This is a genomic window from Christensenellaceae bacterium (assembly GCA_031260975.1).
In the GTDB taxonomy this organism is placed as follows: Bacteria; Bacillota; Clostridia; order Christensenellales; family UBA1242; genus JAISKJ01.
Window position 1 is genome coordinate 280,410 of the sequence record JAISKJ010000003.1, and the last position, 26,419, is coordinate 306,828.

A 26,419-nucleotide genomic window follows, 5' to 3' on the forward strand; every position below is an offset into this window, starting at 1 on the left:
ACCTGTATTAGATATTTATTGGATTTTAGCTGTTCGGCAAAAGAGACAAAGAAGATGTGAAAAATTTTGCCTTACATCTAAAAGTCCAAGTAAACATATCATACAGGTTTTTTTACTATATATCCATAATAAAGGGAAAAAGCGGGTTATTTTATGTAATGTTTTGTTCTTTCCGGGCGAAAAATCGCATATAATACGGCGAGGTGGATTTTGGAAAGTTCATTTAGCGAAATGAGGTGTAAGCATGTTATTAATGTGGCTGACGGCAGCCTGCTCGGTCATATTATTGATCTTGTGTTTGATATCAGAACAAGCAGAATTTTGGGCTTTGTTGTGCCGGGTTGCAGGTCGTCTTTTAATTTTTTTAAGTCCCCGCCAGAAATTTTTATTCCGTATTGCAACATTTGTAAAATAGGGGAAGACGTAGTTTTGGTAGAGGTGCATAACCTGCCTTCGAGGCATAAGCGCATAAAGGTATTAAACGATGCTAAAACGCTTGGTTCCCCCGCGGGGCAATATCAGAACCCGCAAGATTATGAAAATGTTACGGCTACAAATAAACCAAACACAAACCCTAACATAAAAAATACTATGGAAAAGGGCAGTAGTCCCAATTATTATATAGGTGACTATGAAACAAACGATGGAAAAGATGACATTTTTTTGAATAAATAAAGTCAATAATACAAAAATTGGCAATATGCTCAAAAATGCTAGCGCAAAACCTCGATATGTTGTATAATCAAAACAAGTTTAGCAATATACGTGGGGGAGGGGCCTGCCTATGAAATGTGTTTTTTGCGGATTTGAAGAAAGTAAAGTTATAGACTCGCGGTCAACCGAAGATTCTAATTCGATCAGAAGGCGCAGAGAGTGTCTTAAGTGCGGAAAGCGTTTTACTACCTATGAGACGGTGGAAAGTGTTCCTATTTTGGTGATTAAGAGCAATGGCTCAAGACAGCCGTTTGATGTTCAGAAGATTAAGAGAGGCATAATTAAGGCCTGTGAAAAACGCCCTATAACACTTTCGCAGATTGAGGATGTTGTGACGGGTATAGAAAAGAAAATCACCAATAGCCTTGATCAGGAAGTTTCAAGCAATTATATCGGTGAGCTGGTTATGGAGGGGTTAAAGCCCCTTGACGAAATAGCTTATGTAAGATTTGCGGCAGTCTATCGCAAATTTAAGGATATATCCATGTTTAAAACTTTTATAAACGAAATATGAGCAGGACAGTACCCTGCTTTATTTTTTGTTTAAATACTCTTGAAATTTTTGATTTTTTTTGTTTTGGGTATTTACATTTGACATAAACTGTGGTATAAATAGAATGCATAGGTTGCAGGAGAGAAGGTGGGAGTTAATGGCACAAAAACAGTTTAAAATTTTTAATAAGGGAATGCATTATTTTGATCCCGATAAAATGATTATAACTGAAACCGAGGCTGATGCGGATGTGGTTGTAGAAAGGCTTATAGTTAATTATGTCAGAGAAAACAAAGAAGCTCCGTTTGAAGTAAAGTCAGTAAAAAGTGATCACAGAATAATAACTATGAAGAAAATAGAAACCCGTGATTTTTATGATCATTTTAGGCAAGAGCGGTCCCTTGTTTCAAGTCCGCTTAGTTGGACTGTGACTGCTTATCATGTAACGGTATTTGATGTTGATGAAACTGCACAATTTCTTGGCGGCGGATATTCTCCCAGATGGGATGAATTTAGAAAGCTGGAAGAAGATATGAAAATAGAACAGGCTGAGAGCTTGGAAAATTTTGAGAAAGAAGAGGAGAAAATTGATATGGTTGGAATTGGAAGCAACTGTTTTGGAAGAGGCGTAAACTTTAAGAAGCCTGAGGTTAAAAAAGAAGTGCCTGAGGTTGTAGGGAGTATTGAAATAACCGGAAATCCGATATTTGACGAAGAAATTAGAGATGATGTTGCTATTTTTGGTTTTTCTGGTAATGAACCTGAAATTGCTGTAGTGGCAGGAGAGGTTTCTGTTGATGAAACTACAGTGGAAGCAAAGGCGGCAATTCCGCCGCGAACGTGGTGTTGTTAATTAAACTATAATATAAATTGTTTAAAGTTAGTAAACTAAAAAAAACAAGGGGGGGGGGTGAGCTTATGGCAGAAATCTTTTCTAAGGAAGATGATGTTTTGTCGGGCAAGGAAGCGATGAAGTCGCTCATGTGTTTGGTGCGCAACTACATAAGACACATAAACAAACCCAAATACAGCAAAGAAGCAATTATAAAAGACCAATTTATGGCAGCAGCTATTTGCGCCAATATGGTAAATGCCATATCGCTTGGCAAAAAGGATTTTTCATACTTCGGAATTACTGCTTCTCAAGTGCTTGAATGGAGTACTAAAAAGAATAATCCGTTTTCGAGGGCAGCATGTAATGTTAGAAAGGACTGTTGGCGTGATATGTTTAAGGATTGGGCGGTAAATTACAAAAGAGGCCAAAGCGGCATAGAGAGTGATGATATTTGTAAAAACATAATGAAATTTGAGGGAAATCCGCATATAAACAGCAACCTAGAGTTTAAAACCAAATGGTTTTTAAAAGAAGTGTGCTCTAAAGAGGAGATTAAATCTGCTAAGGACGAAGGCGATGAAGGTATAAAAACTTTGGCGAATACATCCGTCATAAAAGTGCTCAATGATTTGGTTTCGGTAAGCGAACAGCGAATGGAAATTGAAGGTATGCCAAAATTCGGATTGCCGCACATACACAATAAAGTTAAAGAGAGTGATATTAGTGTTGCTCAGTGGATGGCGGGAACTTCTAAAGACAATACGCATATAAAAGCACACAAAACCGAAACTCCGCAAGCGCATGCTTTTTAATCAAAAAACATCAAAACTAAGTTTTGGTGTTTTTCTTTTTAAAACCACATCGAGGCATACTGAAACACCTACATAATTATTAAGAATAAGTCTATTAGTTTTTCATGAAATATTTAGCATGTAAATATAATATGGTATGATAAGTTTGAGTGAAGGTAAGGTTGGTGTGCCTTATATGGTAGTGGAAATTGAGGGAGAGCCCAAAGTGAAACGCAGGCTTTGTGACTTAGGTTTTTTGGGGGCAACAGTAAAGATTGACAAGATATCAAGCCTTAAGGGAGTATATCTTATAGAAATAAGAGGCGCTCTTTTGAGCCTTAGAGCACGGATACTTAAAAACATAAGGGTGAGGGTATGAAAATTGTTTTGACGGGCAACCCGAATGTGGGAAAGACAAGCTTGTTTAACAAAATCACCCGCAGCTCCCTTCATGTGGGAAATTGGCACGGGGTGAGCGTAGAAATAAAACACAAGCGCATAAAAAAGGGCGTGGATACGCTGGATGTTGTTGACCTTCCGGGGTTATATGCTTTGAGCGCCTTAGGTGAGGATGAACAAGTCCCCATAGATTATATTTTAAGCAGCTATGACGCCCATTTTGTAAATATACTTGATGCTAATATGTTGGGGCGCAATCTCTATTTTTTGCTTCAGCTTTTGGAGGCGGGGCTGAATGTTTCGTTGTATATTAACTTTGCTAAGGAGGCCGGTAAGCGCGGCACGATAATAGACAAAACCAAGCTTATGAGCGTACTTGGAGTGAGAGTAGTTGATAATCCGCTTGATATAAAACAGGGCAAAAGTGAGTATTTGCTACCGTATTTAAGTGACAGGACCATTAAGCAACTGAGGGCGATAATTGAGCTAAATGCCAACAATAGCGGTTTAAACCCAAATTTCTGTGCCATTAAGCTGATTGAATGTGATGAAACTATAAAAAGCAGGCTACACCTGAGCCCTGAACAGACCCGTCAAATAGACCGTATTTTAGATGATGTTGACATAGGATACATTGCAAGACTGAGATATGAATATATCGACAAAGTCGTCAGTCAGTGTGTAATAAAATCAAAAAAGTGTGTCGGAAAATATAAAATAGACAAAATTATTCTCAATAAATATTTGGCTTTGCCCATATTTATTTTGATATTGGGAGTTATATTTTTTATCACCTTTTCTTATCCGGGGCAGGCGTGTTCAAGGTTTATTAAGTCATCTATAAATAAATTCTTAGGCATACCCATAAATGCCTGGCTGGTGGACCATGAAGCTCCGCTGTGGGTGATTGATATGGTAAGCTCAGGTATAATGTCGGGAGTAGGCGGTCTGCTTAGCTTCTTGCCGCAGATTGTACTGCTGTTTTTGTTTCTGACTATTCTTGAAGACAGCGGATATTTAAGCCGCCTGGCCTTTTCGCTGGAAGATATCTTCAAAAAGGTGGGGCTTAGCGGCAAAAGTGTATTTACGCTCCTTATGGGTTTTGGCTGTGCTACAAGCGCTGTAATAACCAGCCGCAACCTTGAAGATAAAAATAGCAAAATTAAAACTGCTATGATAACGCCTTATATGAGCTGCAGCGCAAAGCTCCCGCTTTATGCAATTTTAGGCGGATGCTTTTTTGGCGTGGGCAACATTTTTGTGGTGATGGGTCTCTATCTTTTGGGTGTTATTGTGGCGCTGCTTTTGTCTGTGATTTTAGAAAAAACAATGCTGAAAAGCAAAACCGACAGTTTTATGCTGGAGTTTCCGCCCTATCGGATGATTAGGTTCCGCAGAGTTCTGGGGGCAATATGGCAAAACTCCAAGATATTTATAATAAGAATAGGTTCATTTTTGCTGGCGCTGAACATAATTGTTTGGCTGCTTCAGAGCTTTTCGTTCAGCTTTGAGTATATTGTGGGCACCACACACAAAAGTATGCTTCAGACGATTGGCGAAATCGTGGCACCGCTCCTTGCCCCAATCGGGCTCAATAATTGGGGAATTGCCGTAAGTCTGCTTGTGGGGATTGTAGCCAAAGAAATGGTAGTAAGCTCAATTGCTATAATAAACAATGTGCCAAGCAGCGTAAATTTTAACGCCATGGTGGGAGCAACTATATTAAGCTCGGCGTCAGTTATACATTTTGACCCGCTTACGGCAGTTGTTTGCATGATTTTTGTGCTTCTTTATTGCCCTTGCCTTTCAACCTTCAGTGTTATGAAAAGAGAAATAGGCTTTAATATGGCAGCTTTCAGCGCATTGCTTCAGTTGGCGGTGGCATACAGTATATGTTTGGTGGTATATAATGTTGGCAGATTGTTCATAAATTTTGGAGGGGTTATGATATTCGGTGTTTTGGGTGCGATTGTGGTAGCGCTAAGTATTTGGTTTGTAATAAAAAAAATTGTCAGTAAAAAAACCTGCGGATATTGCAAGAACTGCGACAGGTGCAATGTTAAGAGAAGTAAGTAGGCACCTTGCAGTGACAGTTAGAATTGTCGTGCCTTGCGGGTTGCAATGACAATTATTCTTCTATCATGTGTTTTAGTTGCGCGTATACGAGTATTTGTGTTAGAATATAGATATGAAAAAACCGCTTGTTGCCATTGTGGGCAGGCCTAATGTGGGCAAGAGTACATTTTTTAATAGAATTAACGGCAAACGTATCAGCATTGTGGAGGACACTCCCGGTGTTACCCGTGACCGTATTTATGCCGACGCCGAATGGTGCGGGCATTATTTTACTATGGTTGACACGGGCGGGCTGGATTTTTCCGACAAGGGCGAAATGCAGAGAAATATATTCAATCAGGCGCAAATTGCTATGGATTTGGCGGACGTTATATTGTTGATGGTTGACGGCAAGCAAGGGCTTGTAAGCAGCGATATTGAAATTGCTGAGTACCTTAGAAAAAGTAAAAAGCCTATAGTTTTGGCAGTGAATAAAATAGATAATAATGAGGTTGAGCTGACTTATGATTTTTATAAGTTGAACCTTGGCGAGCCTTATGCGATATCTTCAGCTCAGCCTAAGGGGCTCGGGGATGTTTTGGACGCCGTTGTAGCAAACTTTGAGCGCAGTGTTAAAGAAGGCGACAAGGAGCCCGGCATAAAGATAGCTATAGTTGGCAAACCTAATGCCGGAAAGAGCAGCCTTACAAACAAAATTCTGGGTGAAGAAAGAGTTGTGGTAAGCTCAATAGCCGGAACCACACGTGACGCTATTGATACGCCTTTTAGATATAACGGAAAGGATTTTGTTTTGATTGACACGGCCGGAATGAGAAAAAAGAGCGCAATTGACAAGGAAAGTGTTGAAAGATATAGCATAATCAGAGCTCTTGAAGCAGTGAAACGCTCAGACATTGTTCTTGTTATGATTGATGCAAATGAAGGTATAAGCGAACAGGACGTTAAGATTGCCGGTTTTGTGCATGAGCAGAACAAGCCGAGTATTATTGTGGTCAACAAGTGGGATGTAGTAGAAAAAGACGATAAGACAATAAATGAATATAACGCAAGGCTCAGCGAGGACCTTAAGTTTATGGGCTATTTTGTGCCGCTATATGTTTCGGCGCTCACAGGTCAGCGGCTGAATAAAATTATGCCGACGGTAGAGAAGATATTAGAAAACACCAATCGAAGAATCACCACCGGAGTTTTAAACGATATTATTCAGCAGGCAATAACGGTAAAAGAACCTCCGATAACGGGTGGGAGACGGTTAAAGATTATGTTTGCTACGCAGGTGTCTGTTGCTCCTCCAACCTTTGTGCTGTTTGTAAACGACGCCAAGCTTATACACTTTTCATATCAGCGGTATCTTGAAAACTGCATCAGACGCAGTGTTGACTTCAGCGGCACGCCGATTAAGCTTGTTGTGAAGTCAAGAGAAGATAAAGATTAAAAATGGCGAGAGTGTGTACATGTATCTTTTATTAAAGTTGTGGCTGCTTGCATGCGGGATTTAAAATTGTTCATTCCAAAAATTTTACAGAACCAAGGCCCGTCTGATGGTTGAAATGTAAAATTTTGTGTGCACTCACAATTTCAAAACTTACATTGCAGCCTGCATATTGACTACAAGATTGTTCATGACTGATCACTCCACCACCTGAGGGAGAAAAGGGGCGGATTATATGGTTTGCATAAATGTTTAGAGACATATATACATATTTGACGGATGAGGATAGAAGAAATGCGAGATATCAAGCTTGCAGGCATTTGTAGAATTATCGGTAAGAAATTTTAAATAAAAAGGAGTTCCTATGGGAGTGGAGTTGTGGAAGTATGTTGTCATTATAATTTTTGGTTACTTAATGGGCAACATATTTTTTGGAAGGATAATTGCAAGGATAAAAAGGATTGACTTGTCAAGGGGTACAGGCAATCCGGGTACCATGAATATGCTGCGAAACTATGGCATGGGTATGGGAATGCTTACACTTGTTCTTGATGCTCTTAAGGGGGCAATTCCGGCAGTTGTTGGGTTCTATTTATTCAACGATTTTAACAACATTCAGCATTTGGGCCAGGCTTTAAGCGACGCCAATGTGCGTTGTTATCTAGGGCTTTATATTGGAGGACTGAGTGCTTTGGTTGGGGCTGTTTATCCGGTGTTTTATAAGTTTAAGGGCGGCAAGGGTGCGGCTACAATATACGGTATGTATCTGGTTGCCGATTGGAAGCCGGGGCTCATAATTTTTGGAGTTGGCATCTTGTGGCTGCTGCTTATGGACTACGGTTCGCTGGCATCTTTCACCATGGTGACAATCTATACCGTTGTGCAGGGCATAAACGCCTATGGACATATTGCCATCAGCATAATTTTATTTGTGATATTTGCGCTTATGTGGTTTGCTTTCAGGTCCAATATATTTAGACTTCTTATAGGCAAAGAAAACAAGGTAAACTTCATTAGAGGACTTAAGAAACTTAAAAAGAAACGGCTTGAGAAAATTGAGGCTAAGGCGCGCAACTCAAATGAGCTGGGATAAGTTAGTATGGGTTGTGCATATATCTATCATTTCACTAAGGCTTCGACCATTACGTGGTCTGCAGAAACGTTCAGTGATAGATGTGCGCACAACCCTGAGTATAGAGAATAGACGAGGCTTCGGCGCTACGCGCCTGCAGAAATGTTCATTGATAGCTACATAAACAATTCTGAATATAGAGAATAAGCGGGGGCTTCGAAACCTTTTTATGAAAAGAGATGAGTGACTGATGCTTGCCGCTTTTTTCATGTTTTGGCATAACTAAAATCGGCGCAACATATACATTTATTAGCTTTTATTAGGAGGAGAGTATGAAGTCATATAATGTATATGAAGATATAGCAAAACGGACAAACGGCGATATTTATGTGGGTGTAGTAGGACCTGTCAGGTGCGGTAAGTCCACATTTATTTCAAAGTTTGTAAATACATTGGTTTTGCCAAACATAAAGGATGAATTCAGCAAAACAAGAGCAATTGATGAATTGCCGCAGAGTGCTGACGGAAAAGCAATCATGACCACTCAGCCCAGATTTGTGCCCAACGAGGCGGTGGAGATAAGAGTAAAAGACAGTGTAGACCTAAAAGTTCGCCTGGTGGACTGCGTAGGTTATGTTGTGGCGGGAGCCACAGGACATACTGACGGCAGCAAACCAAGACTTGTCAAAACTCCGTGGAGTGATACGCCTATGCCTTTTGAACAGGCGGCAGAGATTGGCACCAAAAAAGTTATCACTGAGCACAGCACAATAGCGGTGGCTGTTACCTGTGACGGAAGTTTCACTGACATTGAGAGGCAGAGTTATATTCAGGCAGAAGAAAGGATAGTGAAAGAGCTTAAAGCCACTAAAAAACCATTTGTGCTTGTTTTGAATACCGTAAAACCCCAGCATCCCGATACGCTTAATCTTTTGGATACACTTAAAGCTAAGTATGAAGTACCCGTTCTGGCAATGGATATAGCCAACCTGAACACTGAAAACATAGATGAGGTTTTTGAAGGTATTTTGGGTGAGTTTCCACTGACATCTCTTCAGGTCAAAATGCCGCAGTGGATGCAGGCGCTTCCGTTTGATGATGAGATAATAAAAGAGGTGGTGCTTGAAGCTAAAAATCTGATTGGGAACGTTGGCAAAATTGGTGAAATTGATACTGCTAGGGTAGCGTTTGAGAGCAGCGGATCATTTGAACCTCTCAGCATATCACAAATCAGGATGGGTGAAGGAGTTGTGAGCATTGAGGTTGTACCCAAGCCCGACTTGTTTTATAAGGTGCTTTCTAAACAGTGCGGACAGGAAATTTTGAGCGACTTCCATCTGGTGAGTTTCTTAAAAAAGCTTTCGCACGCAAAGGTTGAGTATGACAAAATAAAGGACGCACTTTTGCAGGTGGAGGAACATGGCTATGGAGTGGTCAGCCCCAGACTTGACGAAATGAAGCTTGAGGAGCCTGAGATTGTGAAGCAGGGCTCAAGATATGGGGTTAGGCTTAAAGCTTCGGCGCCTAGCTTGCATATGATGAAGGTAGATGTTGAAACGGAGATAAGTCCGATTGTAGGCACTGAGCAACAGAGCGAGGATATAGTGCGTTTTTTGCTAAAAGAATTTGAAAGCGACCCTAAAGGGTTGTGGGAAACAAATATGTTTGGAAAAAGCTTACACACTCTCGTGAACGAAGGACTTAATAACAAGCTTGTTCAGATGCCGGTCGAGGCACAGAAAAAGATGCGCAGGACACTTGGACGCATCGTAAACGAAGGTAAAGGCGGAATTATTTGTATATTGTTATAACAAAAACGGGGAAGGAGCTTCCTCGTTTTTTTTGACGGGCGGCCTTACTGCGCACTCTGTGAGTGCGCCAGAGCGCCGAATGGCGCTCCGCCTCAAAACCGTGCCACGGTTTTGAGGCATAAGGCCGCAGCTTTTTCACCAATTCTTCTGAATTTTCATAAAATTATATATGAAAAACAAAAGATTTTTGATAAGTTTGCGCAATGCTCTAAGAGGTCTAATGCGGGTTTTTGCTCTTGAAAGAAACTTTAGAATACATACAATAATTACACTTATTATTTTAATTTTGGGAGTGTATTTTAATTTAAACGCCTTGGAATGGGGCGTATTGCTGGGCTTTGTCGGTTTGGTGGTTATAACCGAAATAATAAACTCATGTTTAGAGCGCTTTTTAGATGCTACGCTTGCCTTTAGAAACAATCGGACGAGAGACATAAAAGATATGGCGGCAGGGGCGGTTTTGGCGGCTTCTGTTTTGGCGGTTATAGTGGGGTTGCTTATATTTTTACCAAAATTTTAAGCTGTCAACAAATTATAAATTGTTGCCTTTTGCTGTGATTTTTGATATACTGCTTTTGAGGTTTTATATGAAAAGCAAAAATTTGGATAAGATTATAATGCTCCAGCTTGTGCTGTCACTCTTGTCTAGTATAGCGCTACCGGTCGGAGTGGTAGGCACGGTTTTGTGTGCTGTAAATCTTGGGTCAGTGTTAAGCATACTTGGAATGGCATTTTTTATAGCGTGCATTTTGGTTGGCTTTTATGGAACACCGCTGCTATGGACATCTTATGCAAAATATAAGGGCATGGAAAAGATAAAGCGCGCCATCATTGACGAAAAAATTTCTGACACGCTACAGCTTTCAACTCACTGCAACACAAGCCAGAAAGAAACAAACCGCAGGATTGCCGCGCTTATTTCAGGGGGATATCTTAAAGGATATACGGTAGACAGAGGGTATACTCAGATTATAAATCTGGCTGAACAAAGTAAGCAGCAGGAGGTAAAGGCCGCCAACAATATTTGTGTAGTAAAATGCAGCGGCTGCGGCGCTAAATATGAAGTTAGCGCAGAGAGCAGAAAGTGTCCTTATTGCGGAAGTGCTAATGTAAGCTAGAATAATAAAAATTTGCCAAGCAATAAGGCCGCACATTTTAAAGAAAAACAACAGCAATTATGCTGTTATTTTTTTGCTTTTTCTTTTCCGGACTTATTTTCATATTCATAGCTCAAATACAGAGGCTCAGCAGTTTTGTTTGCACTGAAGTCTGCCTTGTAGGTCGTCTTTTTTATTATTTTGTCACAGAGTATGAGTATTTGAGGAAGTGAGAATATTATAACCAGCATGGATATCAAACATCCCAGCCCCAGAAGCTTGCCGAAGGCTGATATCAAAGCAACCTCGCTCATAAATCCTACAACAAAACTTGAAAGAGTGATAATCAGTCCGCTTGTGAGGATTGTTGTGATGGAACGCTCCAGCGCAATAGCAGCGCTTTTATATTTGTTGTTTGTTTTGCGCGCTTCAATATATCGGTCGGAAATAAGAATTGCATAGTCTATGGTGGCACCCATCTGAATGCACATAACAAGCAGATAGCAGATGAAAAATATGGGAGAACCTAGTATTGCATTGCTGCCCATTGTTATGAAGATGGCCCCCTGAATGAGCAAAGTCAGCAGCAGCGCAATAGAAATTGAACGAAAACTCATCAACAATATAAGTAAAATTGCAAGAAAGGCAATCAGGTTGATAGTGATTATGTCACTGTTAAAGGTTTCGCTTATGTCAAGCATAGTGGGGCTGCCGCCTGCTATGTAATTTTCACCGTAAAGCTGGTCGGTATAAACCCTTAGGTCTTTAATAAACGCAAAAGCGTTGGGGTCAGTAACGGCAAGATTAATATTGAAAATCAATCTGGAGTAGCTGCCGTTTTCAAACATGCTGCGGGCTGTATTTGCTGCCATGTATGCAGCGTCTATTTCCTGCTGATAGTCTGCTGCGAGAGTTGTTACTGTTTGGTTTTGGCTTAAATATTCAAATAATTCATAGACAGTGTCAAGCGGAGGAATGTCAAGGCTGTTTATCATATCTGCAAGCATAAAAGCGTATTCGTTGGGTAAATAAGGAAAGCTTCCCTGTTCGAGCATATCCACAATATCCACAAGCTGAAGGTTGGAAATCTGATATAGTGAATATATTGCGATAAACTGTGCCTGAGCCATTGGGTTTTGAGTAATTTGTATAAACGAAATATTTTGCACGATATAACTGATTATTATATGTGTTTCTATCGGTGTGTTAAAACTTTGCCCGAGGTCTGTCCAAATTTCTTCGGCATGAGTAGGGTCTGTGTTGTAGACCGCTGCAAACTGATAGGCGTCAAGCGGAACGGTGAGTGCCGCAACATTTTGATAAAGGTTGTCGATGACTGTCTGAAGCGGCTGCAAATAGGTTATCGCAAACTGCGAGGTGCTGGCCGCCTCTAAAAAGTCAATTAACATCACGCTGTCGGTGTCAGGGTCTTTTTGCATTAGGGCAAATACTCCCATAACTATGGGGTTGGGTATATTAAATTCGCTGACAAATTCGTTTGCGGAATATTCTTTTAAAAGACCGGTATTTAGGAATGTAAAGCTGCTGTTGATTATGTTTTGGCCGTGAGCCTGATAGTTTAGGATATAATCCTCAAGGAGCTTTTCTTTTTCATAGTCGCCCTTAGGCACCATAACAACAAGCCCGTTTTGAAGTCCGAATCTTTCCTGTATTTTTTTGCTGTCAACGTTTACCGCTGCGTTTTTATCGGTTGCTGTATTAATGCTGTAGGTATACTGAAGATTTGTCTGCTGAAAGTATGTTCCGACAACGATAAGTACCAGAATTATGCACGGAATGATAACTTTGGTTGCCTTTTGAAAACTTCCGAAGGTAAGTACTTTTTTGGGTTTATAAACTTTAGGTTCCTGTCCATTTGACAGGGCAGTGGCAAAGTTCTGATCGGCATTTGTGTTAAGTGAGTGAATTTCGTTATATCTTTTGTTCACACCGTTGAGAATTAGCGCGTGCATGCTTCGGTGTTTGGTTTTTTCAAGCGGTTTAGCCATCAGTAGAAGCACTCCCGGCATAAATAGAAATACGCAGAGCATGCTGATTAAAACACCCTTTGCAAGCACTAATCCTACGTCAAGGCCTATGGTGAACTGCATAAACATAAGCGCTGTCAGACTTGCAATTGTGGTAAGGCTACTGGATGACACCAGCCCAAATGTGCGGGCAAGAGCTGTGCTGAGTGCTTCCTTCCGGTTTTTATTTTTTTGTTTTTCTTCGTTAAAGCGATGCAACAGCATGATTGAATAATCCATTGCAAGAGCCATCTGCATTATGACACATATTGAGTGTGTTATAAACGAAACATTCGGCAGCAGAGCGTTTGTGCCTAAGTTTATGGCAATAGCTCCGCCCAGAATAATTGCAAAGATGAGAGGGTCTATCCATGAAGTGGAAGTGAAAATAAGTATCAATAGAATTATTACACAGGAAATTGCCAGAATAATCGGCATATTTCTGCTAAGAACAGTGTCCATATAAGAAGAGGAGATTACGTCACCCGATAAGTATATGTCGTATAGGTTCAATATTTGCCTTATATTTTCAATCACGTCTTTGGCCTCAGAACTATAGCCGTCATAATCCATGTTTACAACAAATAAGGCTGAATTGTCTTTATAATTGTTGTTTTCGTCATATACAACTGAGTTTATGCCGTCTACGTTTGCAAGCTGTTCCTTTATTTGAATGGCCTCTTGCGGAGTTATATTTTCAATCATAATTTGGGTGCTTGTTTGGCCTCCGAAAGCATCCGTGAGTTTTTTTATGGCCTCAACCGAAGGTGAGCCCTGTGGCAGATATTTTGTTATGTCGTTGTTGATATTAACTTTTGGAATAAAAATGCACGCAACAATAATACTTGCTACAAAAAAGACGAGAAGAAAAAGATGGTATTTAACTATAAAATTACTTATTTTTTTCATATTTTCCTATTATACTCTTTGATGGTCCAAAAGTCAATATGTCAATTGTTTTGAGAATACAACTTTTATTTTATTAAATAATTTGCGTTTGCGGGCTGTTGGTGATATAATATATTTGTGACAGAGTTCACATAAAATAAATTTATAAGATTTAGACAAATTTTAAGAGGCCTTGATGTTTTGATATTTTTGTTTAATATCTTTTGATAATATTTTGTTTTATTTAAAAGGTATGATGGCGGCACAAAATTTGAGGCTGTGTATTGTCATAGTTTTTGTGTCGTCTAAAGGGTGTATATGGAAGATTTGTGTGACTGCCCCGAGTGTCAGAAGGCCAGGGAGCGGCAAAAACTTTTAGAATGCGGCTGTGAGCAGAAAAATAGTGCGTGCAGTTGCGGATGCGGACATGAACATAAAAGCAATCTAAAACGACGGCTTATATTTTTGAGCATATCTCTTGTATGCTTGGTTTTGGGTTTTATTGATATATGGCATTTGGTGGGAATTGGAAGCGTAAGCTTTTTAGATTTTTCATATGTTGCAATAATACTGTGCGGATATCCTATCATAATCAGTGCCGTTAAAGGGCTTAAAAAGAAAAAGATAAACTCCAGCCTTTTGGTGACTGTGGCTATAATTGCATGTCTAATTTTGGAAGGGCTGAGGCTTGGCGGAGTAATGAGTGGTACACATATGCACGGCTATGTGTTTGCCGCAGGTGAGATTGCATTTTTAATGTCGCTGGGAGGCCTTTTGGAGGCTTGGACGGTCAATAGGTCACGTAGAGGTATTGAGAAACTAATTAGTATGTCGCCCAAAACTGCAAACATAAGATTTGGCGATGAAATTAAAAAGGTTGATATAGCTGAAGTTAAGATAGGCGACATTATTGTGGTTATGCCGCATGAGATGGTGCCTGTTGACGGAGTTATTATAAAGGGCGAGAGTGCCATTGATGAGTCTAGCATGACAGGTGAGTTTGTGCCTGTTGACAAGTGTGAGGGTGACAGTGTTTGGGGCGCTACATGGAATAAAATGGGTGCGATTGAAATTAGGGTAACCAAAGAACCTCAGAATATGACAATAAACAAGCTTACTAAGCTTGTGAGTGAAGCAGAGGGGCAAAAGGCACCCATATCGCGTCTTGCCGACAAATGGGCCGGCTTTATTGTTCCGGGTGCTATGCTTTTGTCTGTGGTGGTATTTTTGATTTCTTTTTTTGGCTTTGGTGAAACATGGATAGAAAGTTTAATCAGAGGAGCTACCATTTTGGTGGTATTTTGTCCGTGCGCCTTGACGCTTGCTACCCCCACAGCAGTGGCGGCTGGAATTGGCAACGGCGCATTTAATGGAATTATCATCAAGAGCGGAGACGCTATTGAGCGTATGTCAAGTGTAAAAACCGTTGCGTTTGACAAAACAGGTACAATCACTACCGGATGTCTTATGGTGCAGGAAGTTATACCGTTTGGCAAGCTCACCGCTGACGGGGTTCTGCAGCTTGCCGGAAGTGCTGAAAAGTATTCTGAGCACCCTATAGGAAAGGCTATATATAGTTATGCTAAAGATAAGGTAGCATTGATAGAGCCCAACGGCACAAAGTCGCTTTTGGGGGTAGGAGTTTCGGCCAAAATTGACGGCAAGCTTGTTAAGGTTGTAAGCTTTAAGAATGCTGCCGAGGAATATAAAGACAAAAATCTCAGCGTTCTTACAGAATATATTGACAAAGGCTATTCGGTGGTTGTGATTATATCCGGCTTTGCTGTTGCGGGGGCGATAGTTTTAAGTGACACAATAAAAAGCGGGGCAAAAGAAGTCATCAGCAGCATTAACACACGATATAATACTGTTATGTTGACGGGTGACAATATAAATGCTGCAACCACGGTGGCTGCTGAGTGCGGAGTTAAGGAAATCAGAGCAGGTCTTATGCCTGAAGATAAGCTTAATGCTGTGTTAGGTATTAAAAACAATAATAACAAAGTGTGTATGGTGGGTGACGGTGTAAATGACGCTCCTGCGCTGGCCGCGGCCGACTGCAGTATTGCAATGGGAGCCCTTGGTAGCGATATAGCCATTGAAACTGCTGATGTTGCCGTTATGAACAGTGACTTAAAAAGTGTTGAAAATATGCTTAAGCTCAGCAAAACTGTTATGAGAAAAATTAAAGTTAACATAGCAATATCAATGACCATCAGCTTTGCAGCAATTATTATGAGCACTCTTGGATGGCTGGACCCTGTTTGGGGGGCTGTTGTTCACAATGCGTCCTCAGTTTTGGTGGTGGGTAACTCTGCGCTGATTTTGCGCAAAAGCTATGGCAAAAAACCGCCTAAGCGGCATAAAAACGCGCAAAAGCAAAAACTACATCATATTCACACCAAAGGCTGCTGTGAATGAACATAAAAATTTTATTGAAATCTTCAGGCTGGCGAGAAAAGGGTACAGGGCAAGGTTCAGCGAGGTGTAAGAGGAAGTTTACACAAACGTAAATAAATGATTTGCATCAATGACAGATATGGTATATGTGCCCTAATTGGTGGTATGAGCTTTTTTGTTTGTTAAAAAAACAAAATTAAGGTATAATTTAGATATGGAAAAATTATTGATTATTGACGGCAACAGCATAATTAACCGTGCTTTTTATGCTTTACCTCTTCTTTCAAACAAAAACGGTGAATATTCAAATGCGGTTTACGGATTTGTAAACATATTGCTGCGGGCCATAAATGATATTTCTCCCACCCGCATTGTGGTGGCTTTTGACTATGGCAAAAAAACTTTCAGAAACAATTTGTATTCAGAATATAAGGCCACGCGAAAGGCTACACCCGAGGAGCTTAAGGTGCAGTTTCCGATTTTAAAACGTATGCTTGGTGCCATGAACATAAAGCTTTTTGAAAAAGAGGGTGTTGAAGCAGATGATATTATCGGCACAATTGCAGCAAAAACTCAGGCAGAAAAGATTATTTTGACAGGGGATAAAGACAGCTTGCAGCTTATTGATGATGATACCTCGGTATATCTGACCAAAAAGGGCATAAGTGAGATTATGCTTATGAATAAACAGGCCATCAAACGCGAGATGAACTTGGAGCCATGGCAGGTGGTTGAATTAAAGGCCTTAATGGGGGATGCTAGTGATAACATTCCGGGGGTAAAGGGTATTGGTGAAAAAACGGCGCTTGCGCTGATTTCGGAATACGGCAACATTGACAGCATTTATCAAAACATTGACAATATTAAAGGTAAAGTTCACGAAAATCTCAAAGATGGCAAAGAAATGGCATATCTTTCAAAAACTCTTGCCACAATTGACAAAAATGTGAACATAAAATTTTGTCTTGACGACTTTAAGTTTGACCGTCCGTTTAATGAAAGTGTTTATGAGATATTCAGAGAGTATAACTTCAATAGTCTTTTAAAGCGGCAGGAGTTGTTTAGGCCGGATATAAAAATAGAAAAAACCAATAAAGCTAAAATAGAGCAGCTGAAAGAGTATGGTCAGATTGAGGATTTGCTACAAAAAATAAAGACTGCAGGAGCGGTTACTTTTGAAATTTCTAATAGTATAAATATGTCGTATGACGACAAAACCGAATTTGTGATAGCTTTTGAAGGCAATCTTTTGGATCAGGGGCTTGAAAATGAAAAGGTGATAGAAATTCTAAAGCCTGTTTTTGAGGACGAAAAGATAGTTAAATATTTATATGATTATAAAGAGCAGAAGCATATTTTGAGCAAATTTAAGACCAAGCTTGAAGGCTGTAAGTTTGATTGTATGCTGGCTCATTATCTGATTTATGCGGGAGACCGGCCTACGCCCAAGCATAATTTGTGTGAGTTTTATAATCTTGAAAAAGAGTTTGTTTCCACCAACATATGGCATCTTGAAAAGACTTTAAAAAATCAGCTGGAGGAGTATAGTCTTAATAAATTATATTATGAAGTGGAGTTTCCGCTGATTGAGGTTTTATTTGACATGGAAACACACGGCTTTAAGGTTGACAGAAAGCAGTTGGATGAGCTTTCAGACAGATATACTGCTGAGCTTTCTGATCTTACGAAAGTAATATATATGCAGGCGGGCGAGGAGTTTAATCTGAACTCGCCAAAGCAGTTGGGAGTTGTGCTGTTTGAAAAACTTAAACTTAAAGCCTTTAACAACAAAAAGAATTCGACGGGCATAGAGATTTTGGAGGAGTTGCAGGATGCTCATCCGATTGTGCCGCTTATTATGCGTTTTAGACAGGTGCAAAAGCTTAACTCCACTTATGTTGAGGCGTTTAAGAATATCAGTAGCGGCGGAGATGTTGTTACAAAGCAACAAAGTCAACCAACTCGCAACGACGCGGGCTTTATTCATACGATATTCAATCAGACGCTAACCGCCACCGGAAGGCTGAGTAGCAGCGAGCCTAATCTTCAGAATATTCCCATCCGCAGCGAAGAAGGCAAGTATCTTAGGAAGATATTTATTCCGAGTACTGACGACGGCTGGCTGGTTTCGGCTGACTATTCGCAGATTGAGCTGCGTCTGCTGGCACACATGAGCAACGACCCTAATCTTATTAATGCATATATTGTAGGAAAGGATATTCACACTCAAACGGCAAGTGAGGTGTTCAGGGTGCCGTTCAGTGAGGTTACTGCAGACATGAGGAGAAGCGCAAAGGCTGTTAACTTCGGTATAATTTATGGTATAAGTGATTTTGGCCTAAGTCGCGGCCTTGGTGTTCCGGTAAAGCGTGCCAAGGAGTATATTGACACCTATTTTGAAAGGTATCCGAGTGTAAAGCAATATATGGACGGCAATGTTGAATTTGCAAAAAAACATGGTTTTGTTGTATCGTTTTTGGGCAGGCGCCGAAAGATAAACGAAATTTTGTCGTCAAACTATAACTTGCGTCACTTTGGAGAGAGGGCAGCTATGAATATGCCGCTTCAGGGCTCAGCCAGCGACATAATAAAGATTGCTATGGTACGCGTGTCTCAGGCGCTAAAAGTTAAGAAGCTTAAGAGCCGTCTTATTTTGCAGGTGCATGATGAGCTTATTGTTGACACCTATAAAGATGAGCTCAACGCTGTGATAACAATCCTTAAAAAAGAGATGGAAGGAGCGCTTCATCTGAGTGTGCCACTAACTGTTGATGTAACCGCAGGGAAGAATCTGTTTGAGTGTAAGTGAGGACTGTGCACATATGTCTTTTCACTAAGATAGTATGGTGTAGTGAAGCATCCCTTACTCTTGATTAAAGGATAGTAGAAAAAAAGACCTTAATGGTCTTTTTTAGTCGATTATTTTATATTCAAATCCGTCGTCGCCAACATTGGGATTTGGGCCGTCACGCGCGGGAAGGGGATTTTCGAGAATATTATTTAGTGTTTCTATGGTTATTCCCGTGGTATCAGTTTCTTGAAGGGCGAGATAAGCTATTTCATACTTATCAAGTTTTTCAATTAGTATTCGCTGGGCGCCATAAGACATCAAAGGAGAAGGAGTGGACAGTTCTTTATTTTGGCGATACATTTGATAAAAGAGCTTACATATTTCATAAGATGGACTCATATCGCTTAATCTGTAGGCTACCCTAGCTTGCTGTTCTTGACTGAGGAGAGGAAGTATTCCGTGTATATAGTTGGGGTTGGTTATCAGAATATTTGAGTCAAGTTTTAGTATATGCTTCACAACTTCTTTTTCAAAGGTTGCAAAATTGTTTCCTACATGCATAAGAATTCCTGCATCATCATTTATTTCTGAAAGCTTAGAATACCTACATACATTTTTCAGATCTTCATAATGCCTATTGCATTTAATAAATTCGTTGTTCAGGACTATTTCTGCCAGAATGTCCAGCTTTTTGTCTATAATAATATCCAAAAACCAATCGCCTATTCCGTCCCATACTATGTCTGCGCCGCTTTGCAGTTTTTTGTAATATAAGAACTGTTCTTTTTGTTTAAACCAATCAAAAAGTCCGTAACCGGGCATATGTTTTTGAGCTTGATTAATTTCTATTGAGTCTAGCATTATGTTCTCCTTTATCCAAACATCGGGTCATGGCTGCTTGCAGATGCCGGACGTTTGGGCATCGGAACCTGACGGATATCGTCTATAATTTCTTTGTTTAGTCCAGCACCGATAAGATCTGTAATATCACTTTGTTCAAGGTCGCTTAGCAAAATACGCTGCGCACTTTTTTCGATTTTGAATGCTTCGGGCGGAGAGTCGGTGTTGTAATCATATATAAGCATAAGATAACCTTTAATAAATTCAGTTCCTTGACTCTTGACGCCCCACATAATTTTTTCCTGCTGCTGTTCTGTCAAAAGAGTAATGAAAGGCAGATATGCCATATATACATCGCTTCTGCCCAGCTGAGGAAGTGTTTCTACAAATGTATCCTGAAAGGTTTTTAACTCACTGCAGACTTGCTCAGTTAAAGCAGGTATGTTAGGGTGTTTACCCCTAAAATCAACAGGTATATTTTTGGCAACTGAAAGCATTTTGTCGGCGCATCCGAACATGATCAGCGTTTGCATGTTTTGTTTAAGCAGCTTGTTTGCAAGCACGCTAAGATTTTCATTCATAACAATGTCATAAGCAAAAATGCTGTTACACCCCAAAAGAGCTTCAAACAATCTGACGCCTTCAGTTGTTTCGATAGCTTCCAAAACCTCAATATCTTTTTTACTAAGAATGGGCTCGGCTGTTCCGAATATTTTTCTGAGGCTCTCCTTTAGTTTATCAAACATATTTTCCCCTTCTTTGTATTATAATTAAATTATAGCACGGTAGGTTGGCGGTGTCAATACTCATTGAAAAATAATAGTTTTGAAAGAGTATGAGGTCCAATGGTATGGGGCCGGGATTTTGCGTTTTTATGTTGACAGGACAGAATATTTCTGATATAATGTGACGTGTAAAGAAAAAAAACTTTACGAGGTGACAGATATGAACGTAAAAGAGAATTTGGAATGCGGATTGCTTTTTGAGATTTATAAGTCACTTCTGACAAACAAACAGCAGGAGATTTTGAGTTACTTTTTAAACAGGGATATTTCAATAAGTGAAATTGCAATAAGTGTGGACAGCACCCGTCAGGCAGTGAATGATATTATAAAAAGAACACTGAAGACTCTTGAACAATATGAAAAGAAACTGAAAATCTTGGAAAAATTTAAAAAAATGCAGCAGGAAATTGAAAAACTTGAGGTCATATCTAAAAAACATACCGAAATAAAAGACCTTGAACAGATTACAAAAAAGCTTGATAAAATAAATTTGATATAAAAAAGGAGGATAGATATGGCACTATTTGAAAGTTTAAGCCTGCGTTTAAATCATATATTCAGCAAACTTACCAAGCGCGGAAAGCTTACTGAGCTTGAGATTAAGGATGCTATGAGAGAAGTACGGGTAGCGCTTTTGGAGGCTGACGTAAACTTTGCTGTTGCTAAAAAGTTTGTCAATATTGTCAGTGAAAAGGCACTCGGAGAAAATATCTTAACAAGTCTTACGCCCGGCCAGCAGGTGATAAAAATAGTAAACGAAGAACTGACTGCGCTTATGGGTAGCAAAAACACCAAACTTGAGGTTTCGGACAAACCGCCGACAATCGTTATGATGTGCGGCTTGCAGGGTGCAGGAAAAACCACTATGTGCGGAAAGCTTGCAATGATGCTTAAAGGGCAGGGTAAAAAACCGCTTTTAGTGGCGGGAGACATATATCGACCTGCAGCAATAAGTCAGCTTCAGGTGGTGGGTAAAGCCGCAGGAGCGGAAGTTTTTGAAAAAGGTACGCAAAGCCCTGTGAAAACCGCCAAACAGGCCATTGAATATGCAAACAAAATGGCGTATGACACGGTTATTATCGACACAGCGGGTAGGCTTTCTATTAACGAAGAGCTTATGAATGAGCTAAAACAAATCAAAAAGGAAGTGGCTCCCACCGAAATACTGCTCACCGTTGATGCCATGCTGGGTCAGGAATCGGTTAATGTGGCTGAAAAGTTCAATCAAGACCTTGACATAACGGGGGTGATTGTAACCAAGCTTGACGGCGACACAAGAGGGGGAGCTGCGCTCAGCATAAGAGAAGTTACGGGTAAACCCATAAAGTTTTGCGGTGTGGGTGAAAAAATCGGTGACATAGAACCGTTTTATCCCGACCGCATGGCTTCGCGTATTTTGGGTATGGGGGATGTCTTGACCCTAATTGAAAAGGCACAGGTTGCGGTAAGCGAAGAGGACACCAAAAAGCTTGAAAAGAAGTTTAGAGAAAACAACTTTAACTTTGAGGATTATCTCAGTCAGATGGAAAATATGAAAAAGATGGGCAACATAAACGACATGCTGGCGATGATTCCGGGGGCGGCGAGCAAACTCAAGGGCATGCAGGTTGATGAAAAGGAGCTTTTAAAAAACAAGGCGATAATTCAGAGTATGACCCAAAGGGAGAGGCGAAATCCTGATATAATAAAAGCCTCTCAAAAAAAGAGGATAGCTGCCGGTAGCGGCACGCAGATTCAGGATGTTAATAGGTTGCTTAAACAGTTTGAACAGACCAAAGACCTTATGAGGCAGATGCAAGGCGGCAAGAACATGCATAAGCTTAAGGGATTATTTGGATAAATCGGTCGACAGGTGGTGCACAAATATCATTCAACTAAGTATTTAAGGTAAGCGTGTATATGTATCTTTTCATTAAGGCTTCGGCGGCTTTGCCGCTTGCAAAACCTTCAAAGACACATATACACGCTTGCCTAGCCAACATATGACTTACAAAATTGTTTGCGTGATATATGTGTGCCACCTTAAAATAAAAAAAGTAAAAAAGGAGAAGAAAACATGGCTGTAAAAATAAGACTGACAAGACTTGGAGACAAAAAATCACCATTCTATAGAGTGGTTGTTGCTGACTCTAGAGTGGCAAGAGACGGAAAGGTTATTGACAATCTCGGCACTTATAACCCGCTTAAAAATCCGGCTGAAATTGTTATTAACAAACAGAAGGCTGCTGAGTGGATTAAGAATGGCGCAGAGCCTACTGAGACTGCTAGAACTGTTTTGGTTAAGGCCGGCGTAATTTTGAAAAAAGACGCCAAACCTTTTGCGCCCAAAAGCGTAACTAAGGCCCGCAAAGATACCAAAGCAGAATAATTTTTGGTTGTATCTGAAAACAAGGAGAATATAATGGAAAACTTGGTAAAATATCTGGTTGAAAATTTGGTGGAAGACAAAAGTGCCATCAAGATTGAAACAACACTTGACGGCGATATGAACATAATTCATGTTGCCGTAGCCGAAGGAGACATTGGCAGAGTTGTGGGCAAAGGCGGAAAGATTGCCGGAGCGATTCGCACTATTGTGCGCTCGGCAAGTAAGCGCACCGGCAAAAAATATGTTGTTAAGATAAACTGAAAAATTCAGTCCTCAGCAAAAGGCACAGACAAAAAGTCTGAGCCTTTTTTTGATTTTTTAGTTTGAAATAACAGCCTTTGGGTATAGTTCTATTTTTTGTTTTTGTTTTTGTGTTTTTTGTGATAATATATAGGCATGATAGAGATAGGAAAGATTTTGAAGCCTTGGGGACTTAAGGGTGAGGTTAAGGTTAAGCCTTATAACGAAGAGGCTTTTCGGGACCTGAAAAAGATTTATATAGACCAAAAGACTTATCTTGTGAAAACGTCAGGTGTGCGAATGGGATATGCCTATCTTTTGCTTGAGGATTTTGACACGCCAGAAAAGTCGGAGATTTTTCGCGACAAAGAAATTTTTGCTGACAAAAGTGTTTTGGGCATTCTGGGTGCTGATGAATATCTTATTGGTGAAATGCTGGGGCTTTTGGTGGTGGATGACACAGGCGACGAGTGGGGCAGAATTGTAAGTGTTGAGCAATATGGCAGTGCTGATGTTTATACCGTTGTCGGACGTAAGGGCGAAAATAGATTTCCGTTTTTAAGTGACCTTGTCAAAAAGATAGATTTTGAAGAAAAGATTATGACAGTGTTTTTGGAAAAACTTGAAGAGGTTGTGGTATGCGGATAGATATTCTGACACTGTTTGTTGATATGTTTGAAAGTTTCAAGCATAGTATAATAAGCAGAGCCGTAAAAAAAGGCGCAATTGAAATAAACCTGATTGATATAAGAGCATTTAGCAATGACAAGCATAAAAAGTGCGATGATGCTCCTTTTGGCGGAGGCAGCGGTATGGTTATGACCCCGCAGCCGCTTTATGACGCTATAAAATCTGTCAAAAAAAGAAACTCGCATGTGATTTATCTCAGCCCCAAAGGTAGTGTGCTAAATCAGCAGAAGGTTCAGCAGCTCAGCAAGTTTAAGCATTTGGTTTTGGTTTGCGGGCATTATGAGGGCATCGACCAGCGTGTGATTGATTTACTGATTGACGAAGAAATTTCGGTAGGGGATTACGTTTTGACCGGCGGGGAGCTTGCCGCCGAAGTTTTGACGGACGCTGTAAGCCGTTATGTGGACGGAGTGATTGAGAAAGGCTCGATTGAGGAAGAGAGTTTTGTGAGCGGACTTTTGGAGTATCCGCACTACACAAGACCTGCGGAGTTTAAGAAACTGAAAGTACCTGAGGTTTTGCTAAGCGGTAATCATGCTGAGATAAAAAAATGGAGACAGGAGCAGAGCGAACAGATAACAAAGAAGAGACGGCCGGATTTATTGGATAGTAATTGATGGGGGCGGATTTGCAACGCCGCCATAGGCGGCGTCGGACAAGCTGGGGACATCCCCGCAAGGAGGAATAGATGGTAATTCAATGGTTTCCGGGGCATATTGATAAGTTTTAGCCACCAAATATGGGTGTTTTTAGGCTGTTTTGCCCCTATATTTAGTGTTTTTAGCCACCTGTTTTTAAGAAAAGTTGCAAATTTAAGTGGCATTTTAAGTGGCATTGCTAAATTTACTTGCCCATTTTTGTGATTCGCTCCTTTCAAAGTCTGTTACATGAGTGTAAACTTTGCGTGCCATTGTGTCATCGCTCCAACCAAACCAACGAAAATAAACACTTATTGGTATTCCGTTGTCCTTGCAATTCGTTACACAAGTGTGGCGGAGGTCTTTTAATGTAAACTTAATTTGTGATTTTTCTTTAATCAACTTAAAGAAGTTTCTTATTGTGTTTATTGTGTGCTTTGCAAAAAGTTTTTCTTCGCCGTTTCGGTTTGCAACCAATCTTTCAAGTATGGGTTTAAGCGGTGGCAATATTGGCATTGTTCGCCGTGAGCCTTTGGTTTTTGTTCCGTCAATATAAAACTCGTTATTTGCAAAGTCTATATGCTTTACAAGAACTCTATCTATTTCGCCAACTCTCATTCCTGTGTAAATGTAAACCATAATTATATCTTTTTCTGTTTGATTGTCGGCAACTTCAAGCAATTTTTCAATCTCTGCTTTTGTTAAGGCTCGCCCTCGTTTTCTTTCATGTTTCACTTTTTCCACCTGTTCCATTACGCTTCGTCCACCTGTTCGGCTCTTGGCTTTTTCAAGTGCCAATTTCAAAGCTGTGTAAACACCCTCGCAAGTTCTTGTTAATGGGTCATTGTTTAATTTCTCTTGGATATAGTCAGCGGTCAACTTGGACAAGGGCATATCGTCAAAGGTTTTCTTAATGCGTTTGATAAAAGATACATCAGTTATCAAAGTGTTTTTTGCCAATTCGCCTTTTTCGCATCTATCACCTTTGGCAAGTTTTGGCTCTCTAAAAGTTTTATACCAATGGTCAAGCCATGCAAATAAAGTAAACTCTTTTTCTTTTGTTTCCGCTTTTGTGGGTTTTAGTTTCTTCCTGTTCTTGTGTGCTTCTAAAAGCCTTTTGTGAGCTTCGGTTTTGTTCGCAAGACAGCAAATATACTTTTGTGTTCCGCAAGACAAGGTTATTCTTGCTTCCCACCCGTTGCGGTCAGGGCGATAAAAAAGTGAGCAATTTTTTGGTCTATGCATTGTGTCCTCCTTTTGAGAGGTGCAACTCACAACCAAATTATTTTTTGATATTAAGTTGTCATGGTTCATTGTGCCGTGATATTCAAGCACATTTAATTTTACCATCCTTTCAATAGATTCGACAAATGCATAAGGCAAAAAATTTAGCATTGTGCTAATCGTTTTTATAACTTCATTTTTGCTTTTTCGCCCCATTTTTACCCCGCTTGCGATAACTCGCTAATTCTGTATCCTCGCTGGGTTTTAAGGCGTGGGTGGTTCGCCTGTGGCTGTGCTATCCGCCACCAATTTTGAAAAAAAGATTGCCCCTAAAATCGCCCGACATAAAAAGGGCAATCGCATAGTTGCCGTCAATTTTTAGTTCAAAGAATTTGTCAATGATAGGGTAGTAATCATCGGGTTCAAGTGTGTGTTCAATTTCTCTCTCGCATCCGTCTGTTTGTGTGCAAGTGCCAAATGCCTGCAAGATATTTTTAATCGTTTGATTTTTCATGCGTGGGTGCTTGCCAATTCCAAACTTGGTTTCATGTTGCTTAATAAAATAATCAAAGATGCTAATTACTTCTTCAAGTGTAAAAGCACAATCGGCAGAGTTATAGCATTTTCGTATTTGCCCCACAAGATAGTTAAAATCAAACGGAGCAGGGAGCATAGACTTTATACTTAAATTACTAAATATATATTTATATAATATATCTAAATGCTTTTGTATTTCTTGCGAATTTTCTATCTCGGCAAGAAGACTTTTAATTTTAGTAAACTGCGTTTGTATTTCATTATTGTTCAT

Annotated in this window: 24 protein-coding genes; 19 read left to right on the plus strand and 5 right to left on the minus strand. The window is 40.1% G+C overall.

The features are described from left to right. The first annotated feature begins 210 nt into the window (after window positions 1-210). The 11 genes from LBN07_01905 to LBN07_01955 all read left to right on the plus strand — a co-directional run bounded on the left by LBN07_01905 (window position 211) and on the right by LBN07_01955 (window position 10,741). The gene (locus LBN07_01905) at window positions 211-675 is read left to right on the plus strand and encodes a YlmC/YmxH family sporulation protein (protein ID MDR0850218.1); all 465 of its coding nucleotides are present in this window, start codon (window positions 211-213) and stop codon (window positions 673-675) included. Window positions 676-784: 109 nt separating this feature from the next. Next, a complete protein-coding gene (gene nrdR, locus LBN07_01910; protein MDR0850219.1) occupies window positions 785-1,228 on the plus strand; it encodes a transcriptional regulator NrdR in 444 nt (147 codons plus the stop codon). 136 nt (window positions 1,229-1,364) lie between these two features. After that, window positions 1,365-2,060, plus strand: coding sequence for a hypothetical protein (locus tag LBN07_01915; protein MDR0850220.1), 696 nt, complete (start codon window positions 1,365-1,367; stop codon window positions 2,058-2,060). 65 nt (window positions 2,061-2,125) lie between these two features. Next, window positions 2,126-2,854: a hypothetical protein gene (locus tag LBN07_01920; protein MDR0850221.1), complete on the plus strand. Its 729-nt coding sequence runs from the start codon at window positions 2,126-2,128 to the stop codon at window positions 2,852-2,854. Window positions 2,855-2,990: 136 nt separating this feature from the next. Next, entirely contained in the window at window positions 2,991-3,212 is a 222-nt protein-coding gene (locus tag LBN07_01925; GenBank protein ID MDR0850222.1) for a ferrous iron transport protein A, read from the plus strand. Continuing rightward, on the plus strand, window positions 3,209-5,308 hold the full coding sequence (gene feoB, locus LBN07_01930) for a ferrous iron transport protein B (protein MDR0850223.1): 2,100 nt from the start codon (window positions 3,209-3,211) through the stop codon (window positions 5,306-5,308). Before LBN07_01925 ends, feoB begins: the two co-directional genes overlap by 4 nt. A gap of 112 nt (window positions 5,309-5,420) precedes the next feature. Then, a complete protein-coding gene (der, locus tag LBN07_01935; protein MDR0850224.1) occupies window positions 5,421-6,743 on the plus strand; it encodes a ribosome biogenesis GTPase Der in 1,323 nt (440 codons plus the stop codon). Between the two features lie 361 nt (window positions 6,744-7,104). Further along, on the plus strand, window positions 7,105-7,833 hold the full coding sequence (locus LBN07_01940) for a glycerol-3-phosphate acyltransferase (GenBank protein ID MDR0850225.1): 729 nt from the start codon (window positions 7,105-7,107) through the stop codon (window positions 7,831-7,833). Between the two features lie 311 nt (window positions 7,834-8,144). After that, window positions 8,145-9,623, plus strand: coding sequence for a stage IV sporulation protein A (spoIVA, locus tag LBN07_01945; GenBank protein ID MDR0850226.1), 1,479 nt, complete (start codon window positions 8,145-8,147; stop codon window positions 9,621-9,623). A 169-nt stretch (window positions 9,624-9,792) separates the two neighbouring features. Beyond that, entirely contained in the window at window positions 9,793-10,143 is a 351-nt protein-coding gene (locus tag LBN07_01950) for a diacylglycerol kinase (protein ID MDR0850227.1), read from the plus strand. A gap of 67 nt (window positions 10,144-10,210) precedes the next feature. Continuing rightward, window positions 10,211-10,741 carry a hydrogenase maturation nickel metallochaperone HypA gene (locus LBN07_01955; GenBank protein MDR0850228.1) on the plus strand — a complete coding sequence of 177 codons (531 nt, stop codon included), beginning with the start codon at window positions 10,211-10,213 and terminating at the stop codon, window positions 10,739-10,741. A 65-nt stretch (window positions 10,742-10,806) separates the two neighbouring features. Here the strand turns inward: LBN07_01955 and LBN07_01960 are convergent, their stop codons facing one another. Continuing rightward, window positions 10,807-13,656 carry an MMPL family transporter gene (locus tag LBN07_01960; protein ID MDR0850229.1) on the minus strand — a complete coding sequence of 950 codons (2,850 nt, stop codon included), beginning with the start codon at window positions 13,654-13,656 and terminating at the stop codon, window positions 10,807-10,809. A gap of 297 nt (window positions 13,657-13,953) precedes the next feature. On the opposite strand from LBN07_01960, the gene LBN07_01965 reads away from it, so the two are divergent. Further along, on the plus strand, window positions 13,954-16,056 hold the full coding sequence (locus tag LBN07_01965; GenBank protein ID MDR0850230.1) for a cation-translocating P-type ATPase: 2,103 nt from the start codon (window positions 13,954-13,956) through the stop codon (window positions 16,054-16,056). Window positions 16,057-16,249: 193 nt separating this feature from the next. Next, complete coding sequence (polA, locus tag LBN07_01970; GenBank protein ID MDR0850231.1) at window positions 16,250-18,844, plus strand: DNA polymerase I; 2,595 nt, start codon at window positions 16,250-16,252, stop codon at window positions 18,842-18,844. A gap of 102 nt (window positions 18,845-18,946) precedes the next feature. On the opposite strand, the gene LBN07_01975 is transcribed toward polA, so the two are convergent. Both LBN07_01975 and LBN07_01980 read right to left on the minus strand, forming a co-directional pair. Continuing rightward, on the minus strand, window positions 18,947-19,687 hold the full coding sequence (locus tag LBN07_01975; GenBank protein ID MDR0850232.1) for a hypothetical protein: 741 nt from the start codon (window positions 19,685-19,687) through the stop codon (window positions 18,947-18,949). An 11-nt stretch (window positions 19,688-19,698) separates the two neighbouring features. Then, window positions 19,699-20,412: a hypothetical protein gene (locus tag LBN07_01980; GenBank protein ID MDR0850233.1), complete on the minus strand. Its 714-nt coding sequence runs from the start codon at window positions 20,410-20,412 to the stop codon at window positions 19,699-19,701. Window positions 20,413-20,611: 199 nt separating this feature from the next. On the opposite strand from LBN07_01980, the gene LBN07_01985 reads away from it, so the two are divergent. From LBN07_01985 to trmD, 6 genes are all read left to right on the plus strand, one after another. Then, window positions 20,612-20,950 carry a DNA-binding protein gene (locus LBN07_01985; GenBank protein MDR0850234.1) on the plus strand — a complete coding sequence of 113 codons (339 nt, stop codon included), beginning with the start codon at window positions 20,612-20,614 and terminating at the stop codon, window positions 20,948-20,950. 15 nt (window positions 20,951-20,965) lie between these two features. After that, a complete protein-coding gene (gene ffh / locus LBN07_01990) occupies window positions 20,966-22,291 on the plus strand; it encodes a signal recognition particle protein (protein MDR0850235.1) in 1,326 nt (441 codons plus the stop codon). A 216-nt stretch (window positions 22,292-22,507) separates the two neighbouring features. Beyond that, complete coding sequence (gene rpsP / locus LBN07_01995; protein ID MDR0850236.1) at window positions 22,508-22,819, plus strand: 30S ribosomal protein S16; 312 nt, start codon at window positions 22,508-22,510, stop codon at window positions 22,817-22,819. A 33-nt stretch (window positions 22,820-22,852) separates the two neighbouring features. Beyond that, window positions 22,853-23,080: a KH domain-containing protein gene (locus LBN07_02000; protein MDR0850237.1), complete on the plus strand. Its 228-nt coding sequence runs from the start codon at window positions 22,853-22,855 to the stop codon at window positions 23,078-23,080. Between the two features lie 135 nt (window positions 23,081-23,215). After that, window positions 23,216-23,707: a ribosome maturation factor RimM gene (gene rimM / locus LBN07_02005; protein ID MDR0850238.1), complete on the plus strand. Its 492-nt coding sequence runs from the start codon at window positions 23,216-23,218 to the stop codon at window positions 23,705-23,707. Beyond that, entirely contained in the window at window positions 23,698-24,366 is a 669-nt protein-coding gene (gene trmD, locus LBN07_02010) for a tRNA (guanosine(37)-N1)-methyltransferase TrmD (GenBank protein MDR0850239.1), read from the plus strand. The genes rimM and trmD overlap by 10 nt, the downstream gene beginning before the upstream one ends. A 207-nt stretch (window positions 24,367-24,573) precedes the next feature. On the opposite strand, the gene LBN07_02015 is transcribed toward trmD, so the two are convergent. Continuing rightward, window positions 24,574-25,632, minus strand: a complete 1,059-nt coding sequence (locus tag LBN07_02015; GenBank protein ID MDR0850240.1) for a site-specific integrase — start codon at window positions 25,630-25,632, stop codon at window positions 24,574-24,576. A 274-nt stretch (window positions 25,633-25,906) separates the two neighbouring features. Then, window positions 25,907-26,419 carry a hypothetical protein gene (locus LBN07_02020; GenBank protein MDR0850241.1) on the minus strand — a complete coding sequence of 171 codons (513 nt, stop codon included), beginning with the start codon at window positions 26,417-26,419 and terminating at the stop codon, window positions 25,907-25,909.